At 57.2% G+C, this 12,977-nt stretch carries 14 protein-coding genes; 11 read left to right on the top strand and 3 right to left on the bottom strand.

From position 1 onward, the window contains the following. Positions 1–168 precede the first annotated feature (168 nt). The 5 genes from ACT3UA_RS03960 (at position 169) to ACT3UA_RS03980 (ending at position 3,148) form a co-directional block, all read left to right on the top strand. Complete coding sequence (locus ACT3UA_RS03960) at positions 169–723, top strand: alternate-type signal peptide domain-containing protein (protein WP_096286253.1); 555 nt, start codon at positions 169–171, stop codon at positions 721–723. A 25-nt stretch (positions 724–748) separates the two neighbouring features. Next, the gene (locus ACT3UA_RS03965; protein ID WP_096286255.1) at positions 749–1,336 is read left to right on the top strand and encodes a SipW-dependent-type signal peptide-containing protein; all 588 of its coding nucleotides are present in this window, start codon (positions 749–751) and stop codon (positions 1,334–1,336) included. Then, positions 1,333–1,902, top strand: a complete 570-nt coding sequence (locus ACT3UA_RS03970; protein ID WP_444615613.1) for a signal peptidase I — start codon at positions 1,333–1,335, stop codon at positions 1,900–1,902. The genes ACT3UA_RS03965 and ACT3UA_RS03970 overlap by 4 nt, the downstream gene beginning before the upstream one ends. 179 nt (positions 1,903–2,081) lie before the next feature. Next, a complete protein-coding gene (locus ACT3UA_RS03975) occupies positions 2,082–2,576 on the top strand; it encodes a hypothetical protein (RefSeq protein WP_444615614.1) in 495 nt (164 codons plus the stop codon). Beyond that, on the top strand, positions 2,573–3,148 hold the full coding sequence (locus ACT3UA_RS03980; RefSeq protein WP_444615615.1) for a hypothetical protein: 576 nt from the start codon (positions 2,573–2,575) through the stop codon (positions 3,146–3,148). The genes ACT3UA_RS03975 and ACT3UA_RS03980 overlap by 4 nt, the downstream gene beginning before the upstream one ends. 1,161 nt (positions 3,149–4,309) lie before the next feature. On the opposite strand, the gene ACT3UA_RS03985 is transcribed toward ACT3UA_RS03980, so the two are convergent. Next, positions 4,310–4,927, bottom strand: a complete 618-nt coding sequence (locus ACT3UA_RS03985; protein ID WP_096286265.1) for a TetR/AcrR family transcriptional regulator — start codon at positions 4,925–4,927, stop codon at positions 4,310–4,312. Positions 4,928–5,071: 144 nt separating this feature from the next. Between ACT3UA_RS03985 and ACT3UA_RS03990 the strand changes: the two genes are divergently transcribed. Both ACT3UA_RS03990 and ACT3UA_RS03995 read left to right on the top strand, forming a co-directional pair. Beyond that, entirely contained in the window at positions 5,072–6,049 is a 978-nt protein-coding gene (locus tag ACT3UA_RS03990) for a nitrilase-related carbon-nitrogen hydrolase (RefSeq protein ID WP_444615622.1), read from the top strand. A gap of 7 nt (positions 6,050–6,056) precedes the next feature. Continuing rightward, positions 6,057–7,061, top strand: coding sequence for an agmatine deiminase family protein (locus ACT3UA_RS03995; protein WP_444615623.1), 1,005 nt, complete (start codon positions 6,057–6,059; stop codon positions 7,059–7,061). A gap of 56 nt (positions 7,062–7,117) precedes the next feature. Here the strand turns inward: ACT3UA_RS03995 and ACT3UA_RS04000 are convergent, their stop codons facing one another. Next, on the bottom strand, positions 7,118–8,173 hold the full coding sequence (locus tag ACT3UA_RS04000) for a DUF3039 domain-containing protein (RefSeq protein WP_096286271.1): 1,056 nt from the start codon (positions 8,171–8,173) through the stop codon (positions 7,118–7,120). Positions 8,174–8,366: 193 nt separating this feature from the next. On the opposite strand from ACT3UA_RS04000, the gene ACT3UA_RS04005 reads away from it, so the two are divergent. Continuing rightward, complete coding sequence (locus tag ACT3UA_RS04005) at positions 8,367–8,798, top strand: helix-turn-helix domain-containing protein (RefSeq protein ID WP_096286273.1); 432 nt, start codon at positions 8,367–8,369, stop codon at positions 8,796–8,798. Between the two features lie 172 nt (positions 8,799–8,970). On the opposite strand, the gene ACT3UA_RS04010 is transcribed toward ACT3UA_RS04005, so the two are convergent. Further along, positions 8,971–10,146 (bottom strand): FAD-dependent oxidoreductase, encoded by a 1,176-nt coding sequence (locus ACT3UA_RS04010; protein ID WP_444615616.1) that lies wholly within the window; start codon positions 10,144–10,146, stop codon positions 8,971–8,973. Positions 10,147–10,264: 118 nt separating this feature from the next. Here ACT3UA_RS04010 and ACT3UA_RS04015 point away from each other — a divergent pair, with 118 nt between their 5' ends. From ACT3UA_RS04015 to ACT3UA_RS04025, 3 genes are read left to right on the top strand one after another with little or no spacing between them, the layout of a single operon-like run. After that, on the top strand, positions 10,265–11,008 hold the full coding sequence (locus ACT3UA_RS04015) for a sulfite exporter TauE/SafE family protein (RefSeq protein ID WP_141393529.1): 744 nt from the start codon (positions 10,265–10,267) through the stop codon (positions 11,006–11,008). Between the two features lie 43 nt (positions 11,009–11,051). Further along, entirely contained in the window at positions 11,052–12,308 is a 1,257-nt protein-coding gene (locus ACT3UA_RS04020) for a hypothetical protein (protein WP_141393530.1), read from the top strand. Positions 12,309–12,317: 9 nt separating this feature from the next. Then, positions 12,318–12,971, top strand: coding sequence for a GOLPH3/VPS74 family protein (locus tag ACT3UA_RS04025; RefSeq protein ID WP_096286279.1), 654 nt, complete (start codon positions 12,318–12,320; stop codon positions 12,969–12,971). Positions 12,972–12,977: the final 6 nt, after the last annotated feature.

Genomic DNA, 12,977 nt, shown 5'->3' on the forward strand with positions numbered 1-12,977 from the left:
AATAATTGTTCGTGATTCAGGAGGCGGCAGAAAACCTCACGAGAAATCTTCGATCTCGACCGAAGCCAAGAAGTCCTCGCGCTAAAGGCAGGTTGAATTTGCTCCTAAATACGCTTTACTGAAAGTAGGTGCCATCACAGGCACTCTTATTTTGAGGATGCGGAGCATATGAAGAAAGTAACTAAGGCGACGATAGCGGCCGTTGCCGCGGGTGCCCTATTGCTCGGCGGTGCCAGTACGGTGGCCCGCTGGCAATCACAGCAGACGGTAGACGCAGGCGTGGTTGAGACCGGCCATCTGAACCTGACCCTGGGCGCCGACGGCGTTTGGCAAGACATCAGCAACACGGAAGCGCCGGAGCCATTCGATCCTGAAACGCAGCAGCTTGTACCCGGGGATACGGTGACCTATGGCCAAACCGTCGCTATTGACGCCGAGGGCAAGAACATTGCCGGTGTCTTGAGCATTGCCGAAGCCGAGACCGTGCTGGGCGCTTTGGATGGTTACGTGACGGTGGGGCTTGAAGTTGACGCCTCGGCTGCTGGTATTACGGAAGAACCAGACGGCACGCTGAGTTTTGCCGAGCCAGGCACCTACAATGTTCCGGTGTTGATTACCGTTGCCTTTGCTGAAGGCGCCGTAGGCGACACCCCGCCATCGACCTATGACCAGCCTCTTGACTTGGGCGACCTGACCTTGACTTTGGATCAAGTCCGCTCCTAGGTAACGAACGCGGGATAGCCCCTATATGCCCAAGCCTCTGAAGTTTGCGTTGATAGCGGCCGTGCTTTTGGCGCTCGGACTGGGCGCCCAAGGTACGGTCGCTTCGTGGCGCGCAGAAAGCAGCGTGGATCCCGGAACGCTTCAGACCGGTTCCTTGATGTTGCTTGCCGGCGATGGCGAAAACGCTACGCAGCATTTCCAGTTCTTGGAGCTCGGCAGCGACAACCTTGTCCCGGGGCAATTCACGCAGGCGCCACTGGTTATCAGCAATGGCGGCACCAGCGATCTGGGCTATCGGCTGGACGGAGCGGTCAACGCGGCAACCTCACCAACTGCCGCCGATATTGCCTTGTCCGAAGCAAGCCAGCTGCGCATTCACGCCGGCATGTCTGCCTCCGCTTGCGAAGCTGGGCAGCCGCTCGCTGGCGAGCAACTCTATGCAGGTTCGCTAGGGGATGCCGCGGAGTTTGCAGCGCCCAGGGCGTTGCCAGCCGAAGGCGCTGGGGGCGAAGAAACACTATGCGTGCGAGTCTCGCTTCCTGCTGGCGCCTCCCAGGCAGCAGCCGGTGGAAAGCTGGAACTCAGGCTGGGCTTTGTCGGGCAGCAGCGATGACCGCGCAAACACGAGCGGAACTCAAAAAAGAACGTGAAAAGACGGGCCTGTTGTGGTGGAGCGGGCAAGTTGCATCTTGGCTTGCCCTCTTCGTTGTGCTGGCTTTGATCGCCGTCATGATCGTAATTCCAAAACTTGGCGGTGCCACGGCCTATACCGTGCTGACAGGTTCCATGAGGCTAGAGTTCCCTCCGGGGTCGTTAATCGTAGTGCGGCCTGCAGATACGGAAGAGATCCGGATTGGCGACGTGGTGACCTACCAGTTGAAATCCGGTGAGCCTGAGGTGGTTACCCACCGGGTCGTCTCCGTAAGCTCTACCTTGTCGGGTGAAACGCAATTCACGTTGCGCGGGGATGCAAACAACACCGATGACGATCCGGTAAGGCCAGAGCAGATCAGGGGCAAACTCTGGTATTCAATGCCATTGCTCGGTTTCATCAATTCGGCCATTTCCGGCCAGCAACGCACTTGGCTGACCTGGGCTGCTGCAGGGAGCCTGCTGGTCTACTCGATGATCATGTTCGCCGGAGCTTGGCGTGAGAAGCAACGAAAGGAACGGACATGACTCTTCGTCTTCACCCGGTCCTTTTGAAGGCCTCGGCCGCTGCACTCATTGCATGTCTGAGTGCAGCTCCCGTCCATGCTCGGGGTGATCAAGATATTGCCGCTGGCTTGAGCTATAGCAGTGATGGCAGGAATTTTTCACAGGCCCCACCGCCGTTGTTCAGCGGGGAGCCCGTTCTGGTGCCAGGCGATGAAATCATTGGCGCGCTGTGGATTCGAAACGACCGCGGCCAAGAGGTTGAAGTTAGCGTGCGACCCAAGGCATCAGCAGCGCACACCCAGATCTATTTCGAGACCATCGGCTTGTCGCGCTTCCGTCTGGAACCGGAGGAAACGGTCAAAGTGGGACTGCGCATGGGGCTGCCGGGGTCCGCGACGAACGGGTCGCAAGATCAGGAAAAGCGTTCCCTGCAGGTGCAGATCAACGCGGTCGAAACCGGCATAGGCAAGACACCGGAGCCCGAACCGTCGCAACCACCACGAGAAACCCACGCGCCCCCAGAAGATTCCCCCGAAAACGAAACGCCGGATCAGCGGGATCAGCTCAGTGATACCGGGTTCAGCGGAGGGGTAATCGTCTTGGGGATCGGTGCATTGGTAGTTGGATGCGCGGCCGTCATGCTCTCGTGGAGACAGAATCGAACTGAAGTAACAAAGGCTGGTGGCAAACGATGAGCACCCGATCTATTCGTATCAAGGCGATCCTGTCCATGGGAATCCTTGTGGGCTTTGGCGCGGTTTCTACGTTGGCTGCGTGGACAGGCACCGCCACCGCGACCTCCAATATCAGTTCCGCGACCGTGGCGCTTGGAGTCGGCGCAACGGCAGGTGCAGCCAATGCAACTACCTATCAGATGCCCATTACGGGCAATAATCTATATCCGGGCACCAGCTCCGCGTCTACGGTGGTTGTGAAAAATACGGGAACCATATCGGCTCCGTACACGGTTCAGGGAAAGATCACCGAATCAGGTGCTTCGACCTTGGGCGCGGGTCTGAACATCTCCGTAAAGATCGGCGCAACCGTTAGCGGCAGCGGCTCCAACGTCACGTGTTCAGGCGGGACGACCATAGTCTCCAAGAGCGCCGGTGCGCAGTTCAACGGTTCCTCGACTCCACGCTCTTTGGATTCTGGCGCTTCCGAGTTGCTTTGCATCCAATATTCATTGCCGACAACGGCTGCCAACTCACTGCAAGGCGCAACGACAAGCATTGGCCTGACCTTCACCTCAACGGTTGGTTCCTAGTATGAGTCTGCGAAAATCACCAACCGTTGAGAACAAGAACAAGAACAAGAACAAGAACAAAATCGCGTGCGGATGGCAAGGCTTGGTGCTTAACCTAGGTGCCGTACTTGGTTCTCTTTGCATTCTCATGACAGCGATGACTCTAATCTTCGGGTTCAAGCCACTGGTTTTTGCTTCGGGGTCGATGGCGCCGGAGATCCCGACTGGATCTTTTGGTCTAGCAGTCCCTACTCCGGTCAGTGAACTGGATCCGGGCCAGGTGGTTTCCGTCGTAGCAGCAGACCAAATGCGGGTTACCCATCGGATCCTGGAGAATACGCCGCTGGGACTCATTCTCAAAGGCGATGCCAATCCTGTAGCGGACCTGCAGCCGTATGCGGTGGAGAGCGCCGACCGGTTATTATTCAGCGTTCCAAATCTGGGGTACGTGATTAGTTGGTTTGGCCAGCCTTGGGCCTTCTTCGCTGGAGGGCTACTATGCGCGTATGTATTCTATCTAGCTTTCATTCGCCGAGGTGCGAATGATGGCGATGACTTGGATGATATCGATAGTCGTATTCGGCCTAGCGCGACTGGGAAACCAGACGATTCTAGGGATCGAAATTCTACATTGTTTACCTGGACCGGGCTAGTGGTCGTCCTTGCTTTAGCCGTGTCAGTGGGCTGGGCGGGCAGGGTTGAGTCAACTACGGCTGCTTTTGGTGCCACTGCGCAAGGGTCGGCTGCAGTAGCTACAGATGTAATGTCTGCTCCAGCGGGAACCAACTGCGCGCAATCAACGGTAGGAAACACCAATACGAGGAATCAGACGATCGACTTTACTTGGTCTGCGCCTTTGTCTGGATCGGTAGCACCTACCGGCTACTTGGTGAGTGTGCAGGTCAACAATGCTGATGGGACCCCGTCGAATACGAACCAAATTACGAATATTCCATTAGGAGCATCTGTTAGGCAACAAAGTCTCACTACGGTGGGCAGCTCCAGGATCCTCAATACGTTGCTCTCGCTCCTCGGGGATCTTCTAGGGTACGATCGCACGATCACGGTGAAAATATCTGCCACATATCCCTCAGGGTGGACGTCTGTGCCAATCGTTTTCAACAAGGTCCATGCGACGGCTGGGTTGTTGGGAACCTCGAAGAAATTGACTTGCACACTGCACTAGGAATCCGCTTTTTTCTGTTTGCCGGTCAGGCCTCGGAGTATGAACGTAAGCCCGTGAAAGAACGTCTGCTCGGCGCGGTTTGGTTCCTGTAGTCCCGCTGCTAGCGCCTCGGTGAATGCATGGGAGGACTGGGTGTCGGCCTCCCATACAGCGCGCGGCGCTGTAGCGTCCAGGGCCGAACCCAGGACGAACGAATCGATGATGGTGATCGCTTGCAGGCGTTCCTTCGGCTCAAAACCAGCCACGGCAAAAGCTTCAGCCAACGCGTCATAGACTCGCAGCGTTGTTTGATCCCGGACCGTATGGCTGGTGAAGAGTGGAATCAATCTTGGGTGCTTGGCGTAGGAAGCCCAATACTCCATGGCGATCTGGCGAACAGCCTCCTGCCAGTCAACCCGATCCAGATCGGGTAGCTGGATTTCTGACATGGCCCGCCCACGCATCAACTCAATGATCTCGGCCTTGCCCTCTACATGGTTGTAGAGCGAAGATGCAGTCACCGAGAGTGCTTTGGCCAGTTGCGGCAGAGTGAACTCACCGTGTGCGTCGACAAGCGTGAGCGCGGCGTCGGCAATCGCAGTGGTGCTGAGCTTTGGTTTCGACGGTCTAGCCATACGGACTTCCTTTGCTTCGAGACTCTTTGACTAGAGCATACACAGACTAAACGAAAACCATTCGTTAAAATCCTTGATTTTGGCGATGGGCTAGGTCTAATCTGAAAACGAATAGCATTCGTTAAATATCCCGAGGTGAACCAAATGCAAGAAGTCCTCGCCCTGAACCCACCGGTCTCCCCGGCGCGTGCCGGAGAAAAAGTGCGTGGTGACATCACCGTTGCCCTAGTGCAGCACCGCTGGCATGAAGACCGCCAAACCCTGGAAGCGGAGCTTGAAGATGGAATCCGGCGAGCTGCGGGCCATGGCGCACAAATTGTCTTCCTACCGGAGCTGACGCTGAGCAAATACCCGGCCTTCGTAATCCCGGATACGGCCGCCGCCGATGTGTCCGCAGAAGAGCTGTTGACCGGTCCAACATTTATCTTTGCCGCGCAGATGGCAGCCAAGCACCAGATCCACGTACATATTTCCTTGTTCCGCAAGGCGCCATCACGTGATGGACTGGGGCTGAACACCGCGATTGTCGTGTCTCCGGAGGGCGAACTGGTGGCGACCACCAATAAGCTGCATATTCCGCGGACCGCAGGCTACTACGAGGACAAGTACTTCCGCGAAGGCCCCAACGAGGAACCCTATCCGGTGCACCGCATCTCGGGCCTGAAAGACCTGGCCATGGGACTGCCTACCTGCTGGGACGAGTGGTTCAGCGAACCGCCGCGCATCTACTCGCTGGCCGGGGCCGACCTGCTGGCCTATCCCACAGCCATCGGATCCGAACCGGACCACCCGGATTTTGATACCGAACCGCTGTGGCGCCAAACCATTCTCGGCAATGGCATTGCCAACGGCCTGTTCATGGTCGTCCCGAATCGCTGGGGCGACGAAGGGGCGTTGACCTTCTACGGCTCCTCTTTCATCTCCGACCCCTATGGCCGGATTCTGGCCCGCGCCCCACGCAACGACTCAGCGGTGCTGGTCGCCAGGCTGGACCTCGATGCCCGCCGGGACTGGCTGACGCTGTTCCCATTCCTGCGCACACGCCGCCCGGAAACCTACGCAGCCCTGACCGAAGCGCGCGTTGAGAGTGAACTCGGGGAAGAGGAGCAGGCCAGTGCCTAACTACTTCATGCCCGCCGAAACCGCAGCCCACGAGCGGATCTTCATGGCTTTTCCAAGCGGAGGATACACCTTGGGGCAGAGCGAGGCGGAGGCGGAAGCCGCTCGCACCGCATGGTCCAACGTGGCCCGCGCGGTTGCCCGGTTTACCCCGGTGACGATGATCGTTGATCCAAGCGCACTTGCCGAAGTCCACCGCCATCTCGGGGAATCCGTGGACTTCGCGGTACGCGAGTTGGATGATGCCTGGATGCGCGATATCGGTCCAACCTTCGTACGTGATGCCGCGGGTGAACTCTTTGCGGTGAACTGGAATTTCAACGGTTGGGGCGCCCAAGCATGGGCAAACTGGGGAAAGGACAGCAAAATCGCCAGCGAAGTTGCTGCCCTGACCGAAACCAAGGTGCTAAGAGCGCTGATCACCAATGAAGGCGGCGGCATTCACGTGGATGGGGAGGGCACCGTTTTGGCAACCCGCAGCGTGCAGCTGGACCCGGGACGCAATCCGGGGAAAGCGGAAGCCGATATTGAAACGGAATTTGCCCGGCTGCTCGGTGCCACGAAGACCATCTGGCTGGAACGGGGATTGACCCGCGACAACGAAGAATTCGGAACCCGCGGACACGTAGATATCGTGGCCTGTTTTGCCGCACCCGGTGTGGTGCTCTTCCACGACCAGCAAAACCCCGAGCACCCCGACTTTGAGGTATCCGGGCAGGTGCGCCAGCAGCTTGAATCTGCAGTTGACGCCAAGGGGCGCAAACTCACGCTCATACCGGTACCGGCCCCGACGGTGCTCACGGACACCGAGGGATGGGTTGATTACTCCTACATCAACCATCTGGTCACCAACGCCGGAGTCATCGCCTGCACCTTTGGCGATCCGATGGATGCCCAGGCCTTGCAGATTTTGGCGGAGGCGTACCCCGGGCGGGAAGTGGTGGGGGTTGATGCCCGGGAGCTATTTGCGCGCGGTGATGGAATCCACTGCATCACTCAGCAGCTGCCAACTTAAGGTGGCGTGCTGGACGCAGAGAGTTCGGGTAAGTCGCAACGCAATTGCAGGAAAGACTATGTTGCGTAGGCTTCATATATTCTCTCGCAGTCCGGACAAATTTTCATATCTGATACGTCTTGCGATGGAACGAAGTTGAATCCGCAAATAGCTTGGCTGACTATTCCATAGACGTATGCGTCAGTGAGAATTCTCTGCCTAGCATAGTGCGCGTAGTGTGTGCGCGGCACTTCGGGTTTGTGCGTGTACGTGTCGATCGATGCGTTAGCTAAAGTTTCAGCAGCGAGGAGTTGTTGAATCTTCACTTCGGTGGTCTGAACAAGGTAGACCATATCTTTGCCGTTGTGTTCAATTATCTCCCAGTGTTCTTGAACTGGATCAATAAGACCAATCATGATGGGAACGACAACATCACGAAGCGTCGAGTCGGACCAATTTTTAGTATGGACGGTTAAAAATATGTCTGCGGGCAGCTCGTGTGGTGCCTGTTGATCTTCGACGCGTTCCACGTGGAAATCAACCACTAGCTCAGCGCCCTTGTGCGAGGGGTGGAGTGGGAGCGTAACTTCGACCTTATGATTTAAAGTAATCGACTTGCTGACTGAAGAGAGTATGGAAGCGGCGCAGCTGGCCTCCCAAGCTTTCTCCGTGGCATTTGCAACTTCAAGTTTTTGGAGTGTGTAGTCATCTGACGTCGGGTAAAGCGCTAAGAGAGCATGCCGTTTCATCAAATCTAGTTTTCGGTAAACGTTCGACTCGTCGCCTGCACGGCGAAGTCCAGCGAACAGTATCCACCATTGGGCATCCTGCTTGGGTTGAGTCACGAGTCCTCGCCATTGACCAGGTTTTAGCTCGCGCCAAGGAGTTGGCATTCCACAGGTAACTGCATGTTTGTAAACTATGTGCGAGTTGGCACATTCTGGATCACTTGTTGCCCAGTTTCCTGACTGGATAACGGGATGCTGGAGTTGGGAGAGTGGGCCGGCGTCTTTGAAGCGACCTTGTTTGACGGCTCTATATTGCTCCGGGTTTGCCCAATCATCTGGGGCCGATAGGCATTCATGCAGTACATACAGCGTTGGTCGAACCCCGACGAGTTGTGCATTCATCATGGCTTTATCCTACGTAGAGCGTCGAGTTTTGTTTAGTGACCATTTTGGTAATTCCAACGCCGAGTGTTGAGAGGCATTGTTCACAGCCGGTAGCTTCTCTCTTGCGGAAGCCGCGTTGGCCGAGATAAGCTAGTTTCAGTTGAGTCACTTGTGCTACCTAAGTTAGTTAGTATGGAATTCTGAAGGGCACGAAATGTCACTTATTGAGCTACCTCTAGCACCAAAAGACAAGACTCAAGATGTTCGTGCCGTTTTAGAGACTCTTGCCGATAACGAATTAGCTGACATGCTGATGCAGGTAGTTGGTCTTGTTGAAGAGGGCAAGAGCCTTGTCGTCAGGCGATCGCCTGACGCGGAGGTCTCTCCGAAAGAAGCATCTGAAATGGTGAACATGAGTCGAACTTTTATATGCCGCTTATTGGACCAGGGGGTCATCCCTGAACAACCACGGGTTGGTACACATAGAAGAATCCTCGTAAGTGATTTGGAGGAATTCATGAAAAACCGTGGCCGCGCATCACGCCATTTCGCTAAGTCGTTGGCGCATGCAGAGGATTCCAAAGCGCAACTTGTGCGCGACATTGCTGGGGTTTCCCGTGAGGAAGCTAGTAAGTTTGGCTATTAGTTCTATGACGTATTAGACGACGAAAATGATCTATTGGTATCGCTAGGAGAACTAGCGCCAATGCTGGTGTTTTGGTGAATCCGAACGAATCGGATTCACCAAAACGCGTTTAATGGGCCAACAGCGCGTTTGGCTGCAATACCCAGCAGCAGCCGGACCCCTGACAGGAGAGCTAGTCCAGCCCGACCTGACGGCGCCGCTCCAGAAATACAGGACGGGTGATCCTGCGGTTCGCGGCGAAAATCGGCTCGGTGCTGCAGGCTCCGGTGGCCAGATCGGCCAGATGCTCGCCGATGGCCGGCACAAACTTAAACCCATGCCCGCTAAATCCAGCACCCACGGTGATCGGTCCGAAACGGTCCAAAATGAAGTTCTCGTCTTCGGTATTGGAATAGGTGCAGGAGACCGTCTCAAAACGTTCGGGGTCAACACCAGGCAACCAGCGTGCGGCATAAGCCTGCAACGCCCGAATTTGTTCGTCCACGAGCTCATGCGGGCGGGCATTCGGGTCAACTATGCGGCCCGAGCCGTGCCAGCCGACCTTGATTCCCTCGCCCGGAGTGTGCATTCCATAAATCGGGCCGTAGACCGGGGAACCGGTATCACGTGCGGGGTCCAAGCAGTGATTGAACCCGGGCCACCGAGCAGGAAGCGGGGTTTGCGTGAAATGAACCGGGTGCTCTTCGGTGACATGGATCCGTGGAAGGCTGATGGCTTCCCCGAGGAGCGACCGGCTCCATGCCCCGGCGGCCACGATGACATGGCGTGCTCGCAGGGTTGTGCTCCCCGCAGGCTCCTCCAGCTGGATGCTGACAAGTTCCTCGGAGATCACTTCCAGGGCCGACACACGCCGATTGTGGTGAATCGCGGCCCCGGAGTTCAGCGCCAGGCGTTGCAGCGTCGAAACGGCAAGACCGGCATTGATCTGGGCTCCTGCGGGAATATACAGAGCCTCGGTCTCAAATTTCATCCCGGCAAAACGTTCTTCGGCTTCTGCCATGCTCAGGGACTCGCAGTCGAATCCGGCCGCGCCGAGACTGCGTTGGATCCGGCGTTGCCCGACTGGATCGCCGTGGTTCACCAACCCGGTGCGGTTCAGCAGCTTGGTGCCACCGGACAGGGCAACCTCGTCCCACAGGAGGTTCGCGCGTTGCAGCAACCGCACATAGGGGGCTTCCGCGTAGGCCGGATTGAAGTTGCGGGTCGCCCCATGCGAGGCACCGTGCAGATGGCCCGGCGCATATTGCTCGACCATGAGCACTTCGCGGCCGCGTGCGGCTAATGCGTGGGCGGCGGCCGAGCCCATGGCTCCGCCGCCAATGATCAGATAATCAACGTCGATACTCACGAGACCAGCGTAGAACGAGGCAGCGCGGAATTCGTATTCTGAGGTCGCGCCCGGGTGCACTAACGTAAAGCAATAGGGCGCGACTGCGTTCGGCGCAGGAACTGGAAGGCAGCAACTATTGGATACGCTACAACTCGGCGCATTGCTCGGATTGTCCGCGGCCGTTTTTGTGGGGGCTTCTACACAGCGAATCTCCGGAATGGGATTCGCGCTGGTTGCTTCACCATTTCTGGTGATGGTTCTCGGGCCTCACCACGGGGTCATGGTGGTCAACTTCCTCGGAGCCTGCAGCAGCTTTTTGATTCTGATCCAGGTATTCAGGGACGTTGAGTATAAGAAGATCTTGCTGATGCTCATTCCTGCGGTCATCATGACTCTTCCCGGCGCCTGGGTTGCCGCGCGTTTGGGCGGCCCGTGGCTCACCATCGGGATTGCCTTGATGGTCATCCTTGCCCTGGGCTCGAGCTTCCTGGTGCGCAATCTTCGTACCGCGCAAAGCAAGGGGCTGGCAATCGGGGCAGGTGCCGTTTCCGGATTCATGTCTGTTACCGCCGGAGTGTCAGGTCCGGCCATTGCTGGGTACGCGGTGGCCAGCCGTTGGCCGCAGGCGAAATTCGCCATTTCGGTGCAACTGTACTTCTTTGTTCTGGCCGTCGCTTCGCTGCTGGCCAAGGGCGGAGTTCCCGAACTACATTGGACGCAGTGGGTGAGCTGCCTGATGGCGATGGTTGGGGGAATACTGCTGGGCAACTTCCTCGCTCCCAAGATTCCGGAGAGGTTTAGCCGCTTGTTCGTTATTCTCGTCGCGTTTGCCGGGGCCGTGACGCTGCTGGTCAACGGGCTAACCCAGGCGCTGGCGTAGGCAGAAACTGGCTAAAAAGTCTATCAGTGAGATAATTGCTACCGTGCGGACCGATCAGAGCATTCAAAACCATGGCAAACCGGCCACAGAACTAGACGTTGAACGGCAGGCATTGTGGGCAGGCTTTATCTGTTCAATCCTAGGATTAATAGTCGGGCTCATCCTGTTCGCAGGTAATCGCCCGGCTCTGGCCGGTGGGCTATCCGTAGGTGCCGTCGCCGCTTCAACCGGAGCGGTGGCAGCAGCACTGGCCAGTGCGGTGGCCTTTCGGCGGTTGCTGCTATCACGCGAGCCGTGGCTCGGGCGGATCCCCAGGTGGCGTCAGGCAGTCGCCCTGAGTGGGCTGGTTTTAGTCCATGCAGCGAGCACGGTGATGATCTTGATGGTGGCTTTCCACCTGATGCAGCAGGCGTTTTTTGGACTGCGCGTGGATATGCTTGCCGGCTCCTTGCTTGTCAGCGGCGCGACGGGGGTCAGCGCCTATCTGTGCTTGGTTGCCACGGCTCGGACAAATGCCGAAACTCTGTCGGTGGTTCTGGGTATCTTCATGGCCTCGGGAGTCGTCATCAGCATGCTGCTCGCCGAGGACCGAGGCTGGTGGCAGTCGATGTTCTCTTCCCTCGGTACCTATGACGCGGGGATTGGTTCCTTCTGGACATTCAACACGACGTTGGTGGTCTCCGGGCTCGTGCTGATGGCCTTTACCGAATTTATGACCAGAGATCTTGCAAAGCTCTCACGGACCTATAGGTGCCGCCCGAGCTTGGAGAAATACCGGATTGCAAAGCATCTGCGCCCGCGTCCCGGCGTTGTCCGCTGGTGCCTTTTGGCGGTGGCCCTTGGTGTTATTTTGATCGGGGTAGTTCCGGTAAATGTTGCCCCCGAGGTGCATGCTGCTTTTGTCCGGTTGGCGGCGGCCGGGATGATGCTGCTCCTGACGGGGACCACGGTGCTTCTTCCGGGATATCCGGTGGTTTTCCATCTGATGTCGCTGACGGCACTAGGAGCTTTATGGCTGGCCTTCTTGCTGTGGCAGGAATGGAACTACTACAACCTCACCGGATTTGAACTTGCCGTGGTCGCAATTCTCTTCACCTGGATCTCGGTGTTCATCCGAACAACTTCGGCATTGATCCACGACAAGCAACAGCAACTTCGCAAGGAAAAGCGGACGCGCAGGCGTGCGCAGCGTGAACAGCTGGCCGGTGCGCAAGATCCGGCGGCCGCAAATATCGATCCGCATTCAAGCCACGGCGAAATCCGCCGTAATGGGGAGGACGCAGGTTTCCAGAGTCGATAGCCTTGAAATATGTTGATCTCCGAAAAGCTGTATTTGCTACTGACCAAGGACGACGGCCGCCCAGAGACGGTGATGAGCTCCTATGGGTACGGAATGAACGCCGCGGTCATTGCTGACCTGATCTTGGGTGGACGAGTAGGCCTTACCGAAGACTCGAATCCGCGCATCACCATCATCGGAGCGGGGCCGATCGGGGACCCGGTATTGGCGCACTCCCTGGAAAAGCTCGAGGGCAAAGACGGCACAAGCCTGGATTCGGCCGTTGCGATCAACCGACTGTGCAATATTCGCCTAGTGACGGATTCTTTAGCCAAGCAAGGACTTGTGGAACACGGGGAACGCAGCTTCTTTGGTCTGGGCAAGGGGAATGTGAAAGTACTGAACGGGCAACTGGAACGCCAATTCCGTTTCGGGCTGCGGTCGGTGCTTCAGGGGCAGCGGGAGGCCGAAACCCACGAGGCAACGCTGCTATCCATCTTGCAAGGCATGGGCGTAGTGCCTAATGTCCTAGCCGAGGAGATCGAACCGCTGAGCGCTGCAGAGTCCAAGCATCGGATCAAGGAAGTCGCCACGGACTCCCGCGCCGGGGACGCGGTTCGCAAAGCAGTGGCAACGATGAACAGCGCGGTCGCCACGACCACCATCCTTCCGGGGTCTCGCTGAGAAGCT

The organism is Glutamicibacter sp. 363 (genome assembly GCF_052379505.1).
Lineage (GTDB): Bacteria > Actinomycetota > Actinomycetes > Actinomycetales > Micrococcaceae > Glutamicibacter.